This window comes from Neisseria sp. Marseille-Q1983, from assembly GCF_018224585.1.
In the GTDB taxonomy this organism is placed as follows: domain Bacteria; phylum Pseudomonadota; class Gammaproteobacteria; order Burkholderiales; family Neisseriaceae; genus Neisseria; species Neisseria polysaccharea.
In genome coordinates, this window is the sequence record NZ_JAGTUI010000046.1 from 1 (window position 1) to 14,542 (window position 14,542).

Consider the following 14,542-nt stretch of genomic DNA (forward strand, 5'->3'; position numbering starts at 1 on the left):
CTCTTTGAGCTAAGGCGAGGCAACGCTGTACTGGTTTTTGTTAATCCACTATAAAAAAACAGGAACATCGTTTCTGTTTTTTGTGCTTCAGACGGCATCGCTATTGTGCCAGCGCGGTATCGATTTCTTGGTAGAGTTTGCCGAAATCGGGTTCGCCGACATAAGTTTTGAGAATTTCGCCTTTTTTACCGATAAGGACGGAAGTCGGATAAACCTGTGTGCCGAACGCCTGTCCGACGGCTTTATCCGCGTCATACATGACGGTAAACGGCAAACCGTAGTCTTTGACATATTGGCGGACGCTTTCTATCGGATCGATGGGCTGGGCAACGGCAAGGACTTGGAAGTTTTTGTTTTTATAGTCATTTGCCGTTTTAATGATTTTGGGCATTTCGCTCACACAACCGGGACAGGAGGGAAACCAAAAATTAATCAGGGTTACTTTGCCTTGCAGGTCGGCGTTGGAAACGGTTTTTCCGTGCAGGTCGGGCAGAGAGAAGGCGGGCGCGGTTTTGCTGTCGGGGATGAGGATGATGGCAAGGAGGATGCCGATCAGTGCGACGGCGGCGGCGGTGAGTATTTTTTTCATTCGGACAAGGCTTCCAGTGCGCGGGCAAGGGTGGCGGGCAGGCTGACGGTGCGTTGTGTGGCGGCGTGGACGGGCATCAGGGTGATGTCGGCTTCTGCGGCGGTTTTGCCGTTTGGCAGCGTAATGGTTTGGGTCAATACGATACGGCGCATACCGGGCGCTTTCAGACGGCATGAAAACTGCAATACGTCTCCCTCTACGGCAGGACGGCTGTAACGGATATCGATGCGGGCAACAATGAGCATGAGGTCTGACAATTCATGCAGCAGTCCGCGCTCCTCGAAAAACGCCCAGCGCGCTTCTTCGAAAAATTCGAGGTAGCGCGCATTGTTGACATGGCCGTAGCCGTCGAGATGGTAGTTGCGGACGGTCAGCTTCATCAGTTCAGGTTGATGGGTTGGAAGGCTTCGCGGGCAAGCGGTTCGTGTTCGAGGTCGGTGATGACGGTAGAAAGCTGGATGTCGAACCATTCGTTGAAAATGTCGGCATCAAGCGCGGGCCACTCGCGCTCGTCTTCGCACCAGTCGGCAAGTTCGGCGGCGAAAATATCTTCGAAACGCGCTTCGATTTCGTCCCATACTTCGTCGGCGGTTTCGCACGGTCGGACAAGGTAGGAATTGGCATCGGCTTGGATGTCTTCGAGGGTCAGTCCGTCGAGGTGGTTGCCCGGCAGGGTTTGCAGCCAGTTCCAGAAGGGTTCGAGTGGAATGAGGACGAATACGCTGCGGTTGACTTCGTACATGGTTTTTCCTTTGCTGTCGCGCGGTATGTGCAAAAAAGGGATTATAGCCCAATCTGTGGTTTCGGACTGTCCGTTCCGACGAAAGGGAATGCCGTCTGAACACGGATTTTCAGACGGCATGGCTTTAGGGTTGTGTTCCAAGTTGCGTTTCGGCTTCCCCTGCTGCTTCTGCCTGTGTTTCGGATACGGAATCTTCTTGAACGGCAGTTTCCGCCGCCCCGGTTTCGGCACTTTCGACCAATTCGTCGATGTCGATGTTATCTTCCGTACCTTCGACAGGTGTTGCACCGGTCTGCCGCGCGCGGACCTTCATATAGAAATCGCGCATATAACTGTATTTGTCGATGGCGGCATCATCAAGGCTGTCGGTCAAATCGAGCAGGCCTTCGCGGGTGCTGACGGCGGAGGCGGCAGCCGTACCCCAACGTCCGGCGGGGGTGCGGAAGACGATATTCTTGGGCGGGTAAACGGAGGTAATGCCCGTGCCGAGCGCGTCGCGGACGGTGGACGGCCCTAAGACGGGCAGCACGAAATAATTGCTGTTTTTCCATCCCCACGAGGCAAACGTGTCGCCCAAAGTGTTTTTATTGTCGGGAACGCCGCCCGCGCCGGCGATGTCGATCAGTCCGCCCAAACCGAAGGTGGTATTGATGCCGACACGGACAAGGTCTTCGCTTGCGCGTTTGATGTCCAAGCGCAAGATATTGCTGCCGAAGCTGACCACATCGCGCAGGTTGTTAAAAAAATTGGACACGCCGGCGCGGACGGGTTTCGGCGTGACTTTGCGGTAGCCGCGCGCGGCAGGAGCAAAAATGTAGCGGTCGGCGCGGTCGTTAAACTTGCTGACGGCGCGGTTGTAGCCTTCATAAGGGTCGGCAGGACGGGTTTCTGCAAATGAAGGGGCAGAAGCGAACCCGATCAGCAGGAGGACGGCGTAGGCGGTTTTTTTCATGATTTCAACCAGTCTTTGATTTCGTACAGTTCGGACAGCGCGCGCACGGATTCGGGAATGCCGGTCAGCCTGACGCTGCCTTTGCAGCCGCGCAGCACTTCGAGCAGCAGCGACACGCAGGCGGAATCGGCACGTTTGACACCGCCGAAATCGACGGCAATGGTTTCTTTCAGACGGCATTGCTGCCGGAAACGCTCAAATGCGTCCCCGGTCAGGGTTTTGACGGTGATGTCGCCGCCGATGTGCAGTGTTCCGTTGTTGAGTTCTGTATGCATAGTGTTTGTTCGGAAAACCCATACCGCCCTCGGACGGTATGGTTTGTCGGTTATTTGCCGCCGTTTTTGGCTTTCAATTCGGCAATCAGCCCGTCGATGCCTTTGGCTTTGATGATTTCGCCGAATTGGTTGCGGTACACGGTAACCAGGCTCGCGCCTTCGATGGCGACGTTGTAGGCACGGTATTTACCGCCGCTTTGGTAGGTGGTGAAGTCCATATTGACGGGCTTCTGACCGGGGATGCCGACTTCGGCGCGGACGACGATTTCCTTGCCGCCTTTATTGACGATGGGATTGTCTTTGACGTTGACGGTCGCGTTTTTGAATTTCAGCATCGTGCCGGAATAAGTGCGGATCAGCAGGGTTTGAAATTCTTTGGCCAACGCTTGTTTTTGCGCGTCAGACGCGGTGCGCCAAGGGTTGCCGACCGCCAATGCGGTCATGCGTTGGAAATCGAAATAAGGGGTCGCATAAGCTTCGGCTTTTTGGCGGGCAGTGCCTGCATCGCCGTTTTTTAAGATGCTCAATACTTGAGTGGCGTTTTGACGGATTTGGTTTACTGCGTCGGCAGGGGCGGCAACCGCCATGCCGATGCTCAAAATACCGATGCCCAATGCGCTGATGAAGGAGGATTTTTTCATGATGTCTTTCCTGAAAGTGGATGTGTATGTTTATTCTGCGGCTTTTTCCGCATTGCCGCCGTCAGCATTTTTCTCGGCAAAACTCGTCATGAATTTGCCGATCAGGTTTTCCAGAACCATTGCAGAACTGGTTACGGAGATGGTGTCGCCTGCGGCAAGGTTTTCCGTGTCGCCGCCCTGCTGCAGCCCGATGTACTGCTCGCCCAAAAGTCCCGAAGTCAGGATTTGCGCGGAAACGTCGCTGCTGAACTGATACTTGCCGTCCAAATCGAGGCGCACCCTCGCCTGATAGGATTTCGGGTCAAGCCCGATAGCGCCGACGCGCCCGACCAATACGCCTGCGGATTTGACGGGGGCATTGACCTTCAAACCGCCGATGTCGCCGAAATCGGCATAAACGGCGTAAGTTTTGTCCGAACCGCCGAACGCCGCGCCGCCCGCCACGCGGAAAGCGAGAAAGGCAACCGCCGCCGCGCCGATCAGGACGAACAGTCCGACCCAAAATTCCAATATGTTCTTTTTCATTAAAGTTCCTTGAATATCCGATGTTCCGCGTTTCGTCTTCAGACGGCCCGTCAATCTGTAAACATCCACGCGGTCAATATAAAATCGACCGCCAAAATCGTCAGGGCGGACGAAACCACCGTGCGCGTGCTGGCGCGCAAAATGCCTTCCGAAGTCGGGACGCAATGGAAGCCCTGATGCACGGCAATCAGCGTTACCGCCACGCCGAACGCGGCGGATTTGATCAGACCGTTGATTACATCGTAATGTATCGTGATGTTGTTCTGCATTTGCGACCAGAAAATGCCGCTGTCCAAGCCCAGCCAGCTCACTCCGACCAGATACGCGCCGAAAATGCCCGCCACGTTGAAAATCGAAGCCAAAAGCGGCATGGAAAACACGCCTGCCCAAAAGCGCGGCGCAACCACGCGGGCGACGGGGTTGACCGCCATCACGTTCATCGCTTCGAGCTGTTCGGTCGTTTTCATCAGACCGATTTCGCTGGTCATCGCACCGCCCGCGCTGCTGGCAAACAGAATCGCCGCCAACACCGGACCCAGCTCGCGCAACAGCGAAGCCGCAACCATATAGCCCAAAATATCGGCGGATTTGAATTTCGACAACTGCGTATAACCCTGCAAACCCAAAACCATACCGACGAACAGCCCCGAAACGGCAACAATCAGCACCGACAGCACGCCGGCGAAATACACTTGGCGCACGCTCAGGCGCGGACGGACGAAAGCCGTACCGGACTTCGCCAGAATGTTCAGCAGAAACAGCGTAATACTGCCGAGGGATTGAATAAGGCCAAGGGTTTTCGCCCCGACGGAACGGATAAAATTCATAAATTTCTATATGTAAGGTTCAACGGTTTCAGACGGCATCAACTCATTTATCCCAACAGATCCTGCTGCAACGACGTTTGCGCCGGATAGCGGTATGCTACGGGGCCGTCTGCCAGCCCGCCGACAAACTGGCGCACCCAAGGCGAATCCAGTTCGCGCATTTCCTGCGGCGAGCCGGAGAACATAATTTCGCCGTGCGCCAAGAAAATCACCTGATCGACGATTTCCAAAGATTTTTCAATGTCGTGCGTGACCATAACGCTGGTCGAACGCAAAGCCTTGTTGACGCGGCTGATCAAGTGGGCAATCACGCCCAAGGAAATCGGATCGAGGCCGGTAAACGGCTCGTCGTACAACATGATTTCAGGGTCGAGTGCAATCGTGCGGGCAAGCGCGACGCGGCGCGACATCCCGCCGGACAACTCGGACGGCATCAGGTTTTCCACGCCGCGCAGACCGACCGCGTTCAGTTTCAACAAAACCAAATCTCGAATCACCGCTTCCGGCAGGCGCGTCAGTTCGCGCATCGGGAAAGCGATATTGTCGAATACAGACAAATCGGTAAACAGCGCGCCGTGTTGGAACAATACGCCCATACGGCGGCGGTGTTCGTAAAGTTCGTCAGCCGAAAAGCCCGCCAAATCGCGCCCTTCTATCAGAACTTTGCCCGACTGCGGACGAATCTGACCCGTAATCAGCCTCATCAGCGTGGTTTTGCCGCTGCCCGAACCGCCCATTACGGCAGCAAAATTGCCTTGCGGAATGCTGAAATTGATGTCGTTCAGAATCGGGCGGTCGCCATACGCGAAGGCAACGTCTTTCATTTCGATAAAGGGGGATGGGCTCATGTACGGGCGGACGGTAGGTTTGACGGCGTGTATTTTAAGGCTTATCGGGAAGACGGGCAATTTTCAGACGGCATCCGGCCGGCAAGTGTTGTGAAAATGCCGTGCCCCGGCAGCGGATTGTTTACCGAAGTGAAAAATGTTATCTTTTAAATGATAATTTTTCTCAAGAAATAACCATGGCAGAAGAATATTTGAACAGCAGCCAATTCGTCAACCTGGTTAACAGCGGGGGTGGAGATTATGTCGAAGGCAGCTACCGTTTCGATACTTTGTCCAACGGCATTTCCATCCACGGCGGCACAGTAACGGCACGGTGTGATTTTTGCAGCAGCCGCCTCGCCGAACCTTATGTGTCGTTCGTGCTCTTGCTGGAAGGCAGTTTGGACTTCGGCATCAACCGCTGCCGCTTCCAAATCGATGCGGACGGCGGCAAGATTGTCCTAATTGCTGTCGGGGAAGAAGTCCTGTTCAGCCGCTATCTTTACCGAGGCGGCAAAACGGTCAAAATGACCATTAAAGGTATGGAACAATGGCTGCTGCGTCCGGAATACGCGCGTTTCGCACCCCTGCTTTACCGCGAACCGGTCAGGATATGGGATTTGTCCCCAAACCTGCGCGGCTTGGCGGCATCTTGCCTGCAAGCTGCCCCAAGGGGGCATTTGGGCGAAACATTGCGCCGCGAGGCGGACGTTTTGCGGCTGCTGTCGGACTTGTGGGACACGGTTTCAGACGGCATCGGGCCGGCGGCGGGGCAAACGGCGGAAGCAGACGCTATGCCGTCTGAAGACTTCAGCCGCACCCTGAATGCCGCGTTTGTCGGCGGCGCACACCAAGTCAACCGGCTGACAGACGCGCTGAACATCAGCGAAAGGACGCTGCAACGCCGTATGCGCGACCATTTCGGCATTACCGCAAGCGAGTGGCTGCACCACAAACAAATGCAGCACGCGCTCTACCTGTTGCAAAACGGGGGCAAAAGCGTAGGCGAAACCGCGTATTTATGCGGCTACCGCCACGTTTCCAGCTTTACTCAGGCGTTCAGGCAATATTTCGGCAGCACGCCTGCGGAAACCAAAAAAGAAAACCGGTAAGCCGCATTTGATTTCAAACCCGAAATCCGCGTGTAAAGAAACTTGTACGGTAATTTATTTGGGAATAAACTAAAACTACATCTAACTACAAAACCGGAGAACCCGAAATGAAACAATTGGCAATGTACATCAACGGACGCTTTGAAAACGATTTCAACGGCGAATGGCGCGACGTATTGAACCCGTCCACCGAAGAGGCCATCGCCCGCGAACCCAAAGGCGGCAGGGCGGACGTTGACCGTGCCGTCGCGGCGGCGCGTGCGGCGCAACCGGCATGGGAGCGGCTGCCTGCGGTCGAACGCGGCGCGTATTTGCGCAAAATCGCCCAAGGCATACGCGAACGCGCCGACGAGCTGACCGACACCATCGTTGCCGAAGGCGGCAAAACCAAAGACTTGGCGCGCGTGGAAGTGATGTTCACCGCCGATTATCTCGATTACCAGGCCGAATGGGCACGCCGTTACGAAGGCGAAATCATCCAAAGCGACCGCCCGCGTGAAAATATTTTATTGTTCAAACGTCCGCTGGGCGTGATTGCCGGCATTTTGCCGTGGAACTTCCCCTTCTTCCTGATTGCCCGCAAAATGGGCCCCGCTTTGGTAACGGGCAACACCATCGTCGTCAAACCCAGCAGCGTAACCCCGATCAACTGCCATATCTTCGCCGAAATCGTCGATGCGGTGGGACTGCCCGCAGGCGTGTTCAACGTAGTGAACGGCCCCGGCGCGGAAATCGGCAATGCCTTGTCCGCCCATCCGCAAGTCGATATGGTCAGCCTGACCGGTTCCGTCGAAGCGGGCCGCCAAGTGATGGAAGCCGCTTCCGCCAACATCACCAAAGTTTCGCTGGAACTCGGCGGCAAAGCCCCCGCCATCGTGTTGAAAGACGCAGATTTGGATTTGGCGGTGAAATCCATCTTGGCTTCGCGCGTCGGCAACACCGGTCAAATCTGCAACTGCGCCGAGCGCGTCTATGTCCACAGCAGCCTGAAAGACGCGTTTATCGAAAAAATGACCGCCGCGATGAAAGGCGTGCGCTACGGCAACCCTGCCGAAGCCGAAGCAGGCGCGCTGGAAATGGGCCCGCTGATTGAAGAGCGCGCCGTCAAAGCCGTTGCCGAAAAAGTGGAACGGGCAGTCAAGCAAGGCGCGAAACTGGTTTGCGGCGGCAAACGCGCCGAAGGGCGCGGTTATTTCTTCGAGCCGACCCTGCTGACCGACACCGACAACAGTATGGACATTATGAAAGAAGAAACCTTCGGCCCCGTCCTACCCGTTTCCGCTTTCGACACGCTCGACCAAGTCATCGCACTGGCTAACGATTGCGAGTTTGGTCTGACCAGTTCTGTTTATACGACTAATTTAAACGAAGCCTTCTACGTTACCCGCCGCCTGCAATTCGGCGAAACCTACATCAACCGCGAAAACTTTGAAGCGATGCAGGGCTTCCACGCCGGTTGGAAAAAATCCGGCATCGGCGGCGCGGACGGCAAACACGGTTTGGAAGAATATCTGCAAACCCAAGTCGTTTATCTGGAAACTGACATTTAATGCCGCTTTAAAACCCCGATAGAAAATGCCGTCTGAACCCGTTTTCAGGTTCAGACGGCATTTTTATTGCTTCATCGGCAATCAGTCATGACCGAGGTCGATGTTTTTGTCTTTGTAGCGCGTATCGGGAACAAGAACGATTTTTTCGTCCACTTTGCCGATGGCTTTCACGTCTTTGCCCGGATAGTCCAACTGGTGCAGGAAGTAGCGGATACAGTTCAAACGGGCGCGTTTTTTGTCGTCGGAACGGATGATGACCCAAGGCGCGTCGCCGGTATGGGTATGGAAGAACATCGCGTTTTTGGCTTCGGTGTAGTCGTCCCAGCGGTCAAGCGACTGGATGTCCACGGGGGAGAGTTTCCAGTGTTTCAGGGGGTCGTCGCGGCGGGAGATGAAGCGGCGCAGTTGTTCTTCACGGGATACGGAGAACCAGAATTTAAACAGATGGATGCCACTGGCAACGAGCATACGCTCCAATTCAGGGGTTTGGCGCATAAAGAGCATATATTCGTTGGGTTCGCAAAAGCCCATCACGCGTTCCACGCCGGCGCGGTTGTACCACGAACGGTCGAAGAATACCATTTCGCCCGCAGTCGGCAGGTTTTGGATGTAGCGTTGGAAATACCATTGTCCGCGTTCGGTATCAGTCGGTTTTTCCAAAGCGACGACGCGCGCGCCGCGCGGGTTTAAATGTTCCATAAAGCGTTTGATGGTGCCGCCCTTGCCTGCCGCGTCGCGGCCTTCAAACAGGCTGACGATGCGCTGACCGGAGTCTTTGACCCAGCTTTGCACTTTCAGCAACTCGATTTGCAGTTTGGCTTTTTCGGCTTCGTAGGCGGCGCGGCGCATACGTTTGCGGTAGGGGTAGTTTTCGGGCAGCGGGGCCGTGCCGGAATCTTCGGCAGAACCTTTGCCTTCATGTTCCAAAACAGCTTTTTCAAATACTTGGAGCTGGTCTTGCTTTTCGCCCAATTCTACGTTTTCAAACGGTTGCAGCTGGTGGTCTGCCATAAAGGCCTCCTTGGTTGTGTTCAGGTTGGAAATGAAAATCTGTTTTCACAATTTTACACCTTCGCCCCCGCTTTCTCTACATAAAATTACATTTTGCCGATATTTGCCGCATCGTCTGAAAATATGTGTAAAAAGGGCGTATAATCAAAACATTTGCCCCGGATTGCTATGCCTTATTTCGCCCTGTTTGACGATGCCGTAAGCGGCCGCGCAAAACGCTACCAAAATCATATAGAAAGCCGTTTTTTCCGTCCTGAAGAACTCGATGCTTTGGACGGCGTGCTGCAAAAGGGCTGGCAAAAAGGGTTGCATTCGGTGTTGTTTGCAGACTACGGATTCGGTTTGCCGCTGATGGGGGTTGAATCCGAACGCGGCGGCAATCTTGCCCTGCACTGGTTTGCCGACTGCGTCGACACCGATGCCGAAAGCTGGCTTGCCCAAAATTCAGACGGCATCCCCGCCGGTATTTCCACGCCGCAATCCTCCGTATCCGAAACCGAATACCTCGACCGCATCCGCCAAATCCACAAAGCCATCCGGCGCGGCGACACCTATCAAATCAACTACACCACCCGCCTGCACCTGCAAGCCTACGGCAATCCCGTCAGCCTCTACCGCCGCCTGCGCCAACCCGTCCCCTATGCCGTCTTGTCCCACCTGCCCGATGCACAAGGGCAATCCGCGTGGACGCTGTGTTTTTCGCCCGAACTCTTCCTCAAAATCGCTTCAGACGGCATCGTCGCCACCGAGCCGATGAAAGGCACCGCGCCGATTTTGGACGACGGGCAAGACGAACGCCGCGCCGCCGAGTTGCAAAACGACCCGAAAAACCGCGCCGAAAACGTGATGATTGTCGATTTGCTGCGCAACGACCTCGGCAAAATCGCCCGAACCGGCAAAGTATGCGTGCCAGAGCCGTTTAAAGTATCGCGTTTCGGCAGCGTCTGGCAGATGACCAGCACCATCCAAGCCCAAGCCCTGCCGCACATTACCGCCGCCGACATCCTCCGCGCCGCCTTTCCCTGCGGCAGCATCACTGGTGCGCCCAAAAAAATGAGTATGCAGATTATCGAATCGCTCGAAACCGAACCGCGCGGGCTTTATACGGGCAGCATCGGCTATTTGAACCCGTGTTCCGGCGGCTTGGGGTTTGAAGGCACGTTCAACGTCGTCATCCGCACCCTGTCGCTCACACCGCTTTCAGACGGCATCTATCAAGGCATATACGGCGTGGGTTCCGGCATCGTCATCGACAGCGACCCCGCCGCCGAATATCGCGAATGCGGCTGGAAAGCCCGTTTCCTCAACGAATTGCGCCCCGATTTCGGCATTTTTGAAACCCTGCGCGTGGAAAACAGACAATGCGCCCTGCTCAACCGCCACCTATGCCGTCTGAAAGCCGCCGCCCAAGCCCTCAACCTGCCCCTGCCCGACGGCTGCGAAAATCAAATCAAACAATACATTGCCGACTTGCCCGACGGCGTGTTCCGCGTCAAAGCCCTGCTCGCTTCAGACGGCATCAGCCTGTCCCGCGCCGTTTTAAACCATTTGGCTGACAAACAACGCGTCATCATTTCGCCCGCCGTCCTGCCCGCACAAAACTACCTGCGCCGCTTCAAAACCACACACCGCGCCCTCTTCGACCAAGCGTGGCAAACCGCCGAAACACAAGGCGCGTTCGACAGCCTGTTTTTCAACTCGGACGGCATCCTGCTCGAAGGCGGCAGAAGCAACGTGTTCGTCAAACATCGCGGACAATGGCTTACGCCCTCTTTAGATTTAGACATTTTAAACGGCATAATGCGCCAAGCCGTGTTGGACGAACCGCAAAAATATTTGCACACAAATCAAGTGATCGAAACACACATCACACAAAAAACACTGCAAGAAGCCGAAGAAATCCGCCTCTCCAACGCCCTGCGCGGCGTATTTGCCGCCGCCCTTGCCTGAACGCGCAAAAATGCCGTCCGAACCTGCTGCCGCAAAGTTCGGACGGCATTATCCCACCATTTAAAACCGCCAATCCGCCGACACAAACACCTCGCTGTTGCGGCGTTTCGCATACGGCACATTACTTTCCGTCCTGCCGAAACGATAATTCAACGCCGGCACGATACCTTTGTACGACAACTTGTCGTGGCTCAAAGCCAGCGAGACATTCCATTCGCGGTTGCGTTGCGCCTCTGTCGAGAAAGCCGCAATGCCCTTATAGTTGCGGCGGGCATAAGACGCGGAAACCCGACTGTTCAAACCGCCCAACTGCCGCCACTCCTGCGCCCAACCGGCATAAACACCGTTGCGCCGGTAGGCGGCATTATTGACCGCGCCGCCCACCGTTTCGCGTTTCGGCACAAACCGCACAAACTGCCAGCCGCCGAACACAGTTGCCGATTCGCCCAAACGTTTTGCCGACGAAACATAAAACCCGTCCTGCCTGCCGTTATTGTATTCCGCCCTATCCTGTTCGCGGTAGCGTTGGCGGTAATGTTCCAGCGCGACCGAAAATTGCCATCCCGGGTTTGGGCGGTAAGTATGGGACAGCTGCACGCCGACTCCGTGCGCCAGCATATACGGCGGCAGGCGGCGGTTGTTTACCCGTTTTGTTTTCGCATCAAAGCCGTCGCTGCCCGACAACTGCACCTGATAAAACGGCAAAATCCCCGCCGTCTGCCGCGCATTTTTATACTGCCAACCCAAATACGCCCTGCCGAACCCGTCGTCATAAGCTGATTTTTTACTGAAATAATAGCTCGTGCCGCCGATATTGGAACGGAACAACAAATAATGATTATCTGCCAACGCCGTCAGTTTTTCCGCCTCGATTTCATAATTCAACCCTGCCGCCCGCTCCGCCCGGCTGACACTGCATATCTGCCGGCCTCCGTTTTGCCGGCAATACTGCGGCGCGGCATTATTGGCATTTCTATTGACCGCCGGGCTGATGCCGCCCGAAAAACGCCAGCCCGTCAGCCCCTCCGTTTTTTTCCGGAAACGCCCCACATTTTCCAAAACCGGCGCCGGCAAATCCAATTTTGCCGCCTCCGCAAAATGCCTTTCTGCCGACTTCAGCCGGAAATCGTCAAACTCCGCCGCCGCCAAATCCAGCAAAATCCGCTCGTCTGCCGTATTTTCCCCGTGCAGTTCCCGATACCGCGCCACCGCCTCCGCCGGCCTTCCCGCCAATTTCGCCAGCAAAGCCCGCGCCCTGCCGTACAAAACCGCGTCATAATCCGGCAGCTTGGCATACAAATCCGCCAACGAAGCGATCAAATCCGCCTGATTGCCGTTGAGCGCGTCGCGCAAACTATGTTCCAACATTTTCGGATGCGCCAACAAAAAATCCCCGTCAATCACGCGCGGGGCATCATTTTCAACTTTCCAATCCGATTCCGCCCACTTATCCGACACCGACCGCTGCACCTGCAACAATGCCTTGTCATCCAAAATCGCGGGCGCATCCGCCCCATAGGCGGCAGAAACACCTGCCGCACACCAAACAACCAAAAAGCCGTATCTGAAATACAACATACCCTGTCATTTACCTTTCCGGCAAACACGCCGCCGAAGCACGTCAAACCATCCGAAAAACAGGCAGAAACCCGTGAAAACCGGCTTTGCCGTCTGAAAGCGGGCAGGCAAAAAACCGCCGCCCGATTTTCAAAGGGCGGATTTCACATTTACTAGCTTTTGCACCAGTCCACAAAACAGTTGACATCATATAACATTTAAACTGATAATCAAAACTATTATTAACACATCATCAAGATTGAGTATGCGATGAAATACAAAGCCCTGTCCTTACTGCCGCTTGCCGCCGCCCTTGCCGCCTGTGCCGGGGGGGGGGTAGCCGAACCGCACGTCCCCTTCTCCATTCCCACCGCCACGCCGCTGCCCGCCGGCGAGGTAACGTTATCAAGCGATAGCAACAATATCGAAAACATCAACACCGCCGACACCGGAAGCACATCCGGCATTTCCATTCAAGAGCGGGCGGTTACAAAAAACTATTTCGGTGTTGAATCACAAGAAAAATCATTCATCTTCAAAACACCCGGCGGCGCGCAATACGCCCTTTCATCCTACGCCGACCCCATAACTCCCAGCTACTCCTCCCCCGATTTCAAAATTCCCGACCGCCACGCCGGGCAGCGGCTTGCCGATGGCAGCCGCATCTTTATCTGTTGCAGCGACTCCGGGGCTACCGACCAAGCGGAAATCACCAAGCAGGATTATATGAAATTCGGGGCGTGGATAGGCCCCAACGGCGAAATCGACCTCTTCGCCGGCGGCTTCCCCGTCGGCAAAACGCCGCCGCCTGCATGGGGCACCTACACACCCGAAACCCAAGGCAAGGGCAAAATCACTTATCAGGTTTGGGGCATCCGCGTCAAAAACGGGCAATTTGTTACTTCCTCTTATACGCCGCCGAAAAACAGTGGTTATACGTTCAGTCCTACCAACACCCCCATCCTTTCCTTTATCACCGCCAATTTCAACAGCAACAAACTGGCAGGCGAAATCATCGGCAACAGCGATTACGGGCCGAGTGTAGAAATTAAAGAAGCAGCGATTAACGGATTATCCTTTTCCGGCGATGCCACGTCCGGCGGCAAAACCGGCAACTTGGAAGGCAAGTTTTTTGGCAAATTCGACGGCGGCTGGGGCAACACAGAAACCAGCATAGGCGGCAAAATCACCTTTGACGGCGACCGCTCCCTCGATACCGTATTCGGCGGCGTGAGTTATGAAAAAAAACTTGATGACACCACTCAAGATACCAACCATCTCAAAAAATAATAATCCATCCGCTTTTAAAAAGGTTTTCTTATGCACATCCCCTTCAAGCCCGTATTGGCTGCCGCCGCCATCGCCCAAGCGTTTCCCGCCTTTGCGGCAGACCCCGCGCCGCAGTCCGCCCGAACGCTGAACGAAATCACCGTTACCGGCACGCACAAAACCCAAAAACTCGGCGAAGAAAAAATCCGCCGCAAAACCTTAGACAAGCTCTTGGTCAACGACGAACACGACCTGGTGCGCTACGACCCCGGCATTTCCGTCGTCGAAGGCGGCAGGGCGGGCTCCAACGGCTTTACCATACGCGGTGTCGATAAAGACCGCGTCGCCATCAACGTTGACGGGCTGGCGCAGGCGGAAAGCCGCTCTTCCGAAGCCTTCCAAGAATTGTTCGGCGCGTACGGCAACTTCAACGCCAACCGCAACACTTCCGAGCCGGAAAACTTCTCCGAAGTAACCATCACCAAAGGCGCGGACTCGCTCAAATCCGGCAGCGGCGCATTGGGCGGCGCAGTCAATTACCAAACCAAATCCGCAAGCGATTATGTTTCCGAAGACAAGCCCTACCATTTGGGGATAAAGGGCGGCAGCGTCGGCAAAAACAGCCAAAAATTCAGCAGCATCACCGCCGCCGGCAGGCTCTTTGGTTTGGATGCCTTATTGGTTTATACCCGCCGCTTCGGCAAAGAAACCAAAA

15 protein-coding genes and 1 pseudogene are annotated in these 14,542 nt (G+C 55.2%); 5 read left to right on the forward strand and 11 right to left on the reverse strand.

Annotated features, from left to right (window positions below):
• Positions 1–100 precede the first annotated feature (100 nt).
• The 9 genes from KEM39_RS09390 to KEM39_RS09430 form a co-directional block, all read right to left on the reverse strand.
• Positions 101–589, reverse strand: coding sequence for a TlpA disulfide reductase family protein (locus KEM39_RS09390; RefSeq protein WP_118997121.1), 489 nt, complete (start codon positions 587–589; stop codon positions 101–103).
• Entirely contained in the window at positions 586–969 is a 384-nt protein-coding gene (locus KEM39_RS09395; RefSeq protein WP_240002720.1) for an acyl-CoA thioesterase, read from the reverse strand. The genes KEM39_RS09390 and KEM39_RS09395 overlap by 4 nt, the downstream gene beginning before the upstream one ends.
• Positions 969–1,331: a hypothetical protein gene (locus tag KEM39_RS09400; protein WP_002229974.1), complete on the reverse strand. Its 363-nt coding sequence runs from the start codon at positions 1,329–1,331 to the stop codon at positions 969–971. The genes KEM39_RS09395 and KEM39_RS09400 overlap by 1 nt, the downstream gene beginning before the upstream one ends.
• Positions 1,332–1,455: 124 nt before the next feature.
• Positions 1,456–2,283: an MlaA family lipoprotein gene (locus KEM39_RS09405; RefSeq protein WP_118997122.1), complete on the reverse strand. Its 828-nt coding sequence runs from the start codon at positions 2,281–2,283 to the stop codon at positions 1,456–1,458.
• Positions 2,280–2,558 (reverse strand): STAS domain-containing protein, encoded by a 279-nt coding sequence (locus KEM39_RS09410; RefSeq protein ID WP_096108914.1) that lies wholly within the window; start codon positions 2,556–2,558, stop codon positions 2,280–2,282. Before KEM39_RS09410 ends, KEM39_RS09405 begins: the two co-directional genes overlap by 4 nt.
• A gap of 50 nt (positions 2,559–2,608) precedes the next feature.
• Entirely contained in the window at positions 2,609–3,199 is a 591-nt protein-coding gene (locus KEM39_RS09415) for an MlaC/ttg2D family ABC transporter substrate-binding protein (protein ID WP_101129594.1), read from the reverse strand.
• A gap of 30 nt (positions 3,200–3,229) precedes the next feature.
• Positions 3,230–3,724 (reverse strand): outer membrane lipid asymmetry maintenance protein MlaD, encoded by a 495-nt coding sequence (mlaD, locus tag KEM39_RS09420; RefSeq protein ID WP_002219881.1) that lies wholly within the window; start codon positions 3,722–3,724, stop codon positions 3,230–3,232.
• Positions 3,725–3,774: 50 nt separating this feature from the next.
• Complete coding sequence (mlaE, locus tag KEM39_RS09425; protein ID WP_002218077.1) at positions 3,775–4,551, reverse strand: lipid asymmetry maintenance ABC transporter permease subunit MlaE; 777 nt, start codon at positions 4,549–4,551, stop codon at positions 3,775–3,777.
• A gap of 47 nt (positions 4,552–4,598) precedes the next feature.
• Positions 4,599–5,399, reverse strand: coding sequence for an ABC transporter ATP-binding protein (locus KEM39_RS09430; RefSeq protein WP_002247168.1), 801 nt, complete (start codon positions 5,397–5,399; stop codon positions 4,599–4,601).
• A gap of 176 nt (positions 5,400–5,575) precedes the next feature.
• Here KEM39_RS09430 and KEM39_RS09435 point away from each other — a divergent pair, with 176 nt between their 5' ends.
• Together KEM39_RS09435 and aldA are read left to right on the forward strand one after the other, a co-directional pair.
• Positions 5,576–6,490 (forward strand): helix-turn-helix transcriptional regulator, encoded by a 915-nt coding sequence (locus KEM39_RS09435; RefSeq protein WP_211709883.1) that lies wholly within the window; start codon positions 5,576–5,578, stop codon positions 6,488–6,490.
• A gap of 107 nt (positions 6,491–6,597) precedes the next feature.
• Complete coding sequence (gene aldA / locus KEM39_RS09440) at positions 6,598–8,040, forward strand: aldehyde dehydrogenase (RefSeq protein ID WP_002214856.1); 1,443 nt, start codon at positions 6,598–6,600, stop codon at positions 8,038–8,040.
• 81 nt (positions 8,041–8,121) lie between these two features.
• Here aldA and ppk2 read toward each other — a convergent pair whose 3' ends face one another.
• On the reverse strand, positions 8,122–9,051 hold the full coding sequence (ppk2, locus tag KEM39_RS09445) for a polyphosphate kinase 2 (protein WP_118792395.1): 930 nt from the start codon (positions 9,049–9,051) through the stop codon (positions 8,122–8,124).
• A 168-nt stretch (positions 9,052–9,219) separates the two neighbouring features.
• On the opposite strand from ppk2, the gene KEM39_RS09450 reads away from it, so the two are divergent.
• Positions 9,220–11,001 (forward strand): bifunctional anthranilate synthase component I family protein/class IV aminotransferase, encoded by a 1,782-nt coding sequence (locus KEM39_RS09450; RefSeq protein WP_118997124.1) that lies wholly within the window; start codon positions 9,220–9,222, stop codon positions 10,999–11,001.
• 60 nt (positions 11,002–11,061) lie between these two features.
• Here KEM39_RS09450 and KEM39_RS09455 read toward each other — a convergent pair whose 3' ends face one another.
• The gene (locus tag KEM39_RS09455) at positions 11,062–12,579 is read right to left on the reverse strand and encodes a surface lipoprotein assembly modifier (RefSeq protein ID WP_118778045.1); all 1,518 of its coding nucleotides are present in this window, start codon (positions 12,577–12,579) and stop codon (positions 11,062–11,064) included.
• 249 nt (positions 12,580–12,828) lie between these two features.
• Here KEM39_RS09455 and KEM39_RS09460 point away from each other — a divergent pair, with 249 nt between their 5' ends.
• Positions 12,829–13,848 carry a transferrin-binding protein-like solute binding protein gene (locus KEM39_RS09460; protein WP_118997125.1) on the forward strand — a complete coding sequence of 340 codons (1,020 nt, stop codon included), beginning with the start codon at positions 12,829–12,831 and terminating at the stop codon, positions 13,846–13,848.
• A gap of 30 nt (positions 13,849–13,878) precedes the next feature.
• Positions 13,879–14,542, forward strand: a pseudogene (gene hupB, locus KEM39_RS09465) (haemoglobin-haptoglobin-utilization protein HupB); the annotation flags it as partial.

Bases quoted from the DNA above. Each gene is read 5' to 3' on its own strand.
- KEM39_RS09390 (WP_118997121.1), bottom strand. From the start codon at position 589: ATGAAAAAAATACTCACCGCCGCCGCCGTCGCACTGATCGGCATCCTC.
- KEM39_RS09395 (WP_240002720.1), bottom strand. From the start codon at position 969: ATGAAGCTGACCGTCCGCAACTACCATCTCGACGGCTACGGCCATGTC.
- KEM39_RS09400 (WP_002229974.1), bottom strand. From the start codon at position 1,331: ATGTACGAAGTCAACCGCAGCGTATTCGTCCTCATTCCACTCGAACCC.
- KEM39_RS09405 (WP_118997122.1), bottom strand. From the start codon at position 2,283: ATGAAAAAAACCGCCTACGCCGTCCTCCTGCTGATCGGGTTCGCTTCT.
- KEM39_RS09410 (WP_096108914.1), bottom strand. From the start codon at position 2,558: ATGCATACAGAACTCAACAACGGAACACTGCACATCGGCGGCGACATC.
- KEM39_RS09415 (WP_101129594.1), bottom strand. From the start codon at position 3,199: ATGAAAAAATCCTCCTTCATCAGCGCATTGGGCATCGGTATTTTGAGC.
- mlaD (WP_002219881.1), bottom strand. From the start codon at position 3,724: ATGAAAAAGAACATATTGGAATTTTGGGTCGGACTGTTCGTCCTGATC.
- mlaE (WP_002218077.1), bottom strand. From the start codon at position 4,551: ATGAATTTTATCCGTTCCGTCGGGGCGAAAACCCTTGGCCTTATTCAA.
- KEM39_RS09430 (WP_002247168.1), bottom strand. From the start codon at position 5,399: ATGAGCCCATCCCCCTTTATCGAAATGAAAGACGTTGCCTTCGCGTAT.
- KEM39_RS09435 (WP_211709883.1), top strand. From the start codon at position 5,576: ATGGCAGAAGAATATTTGAACAGCAGCCAATTCGTCAACCTGGTTAAC.
- aldA (WP_002214856.1), top strand. From the start codon at position 6,598: ATGAAACAATTGGCAATGTACATCAACGGACGCTTTGAAAACGATTTC.
- ppk2 (WP_118792395.1), bottom strand. From the start codon at position 9,051: ATGGCAGACCACCAGCTGCAACCGTTTGAAAACGTAGAATTGGGCGAA.
- KEM39_RS09450 (WP_118997124.1), top strand. From the start codon at position 9,220: ATGCCTTATTTCGCCCTGTTTGACGATGCCGTAAGCGGCCGCGCAAAA.
- KEM39_RS09455 (WP_118778045.1), bottom strand. From the start codon at position 12,579: ATGTTGTATTTCAGATACGGCTTTTTGGTTGTTTGGTGTGCGGCAGGT.
- KEM39_RS09460 (WP_118997125.1), top strand. From the start codon at position 12,829: ATGAAATACAAAGCCCTGTCCTTACTGCCGCTTGCCGCCGCCCTTGCC.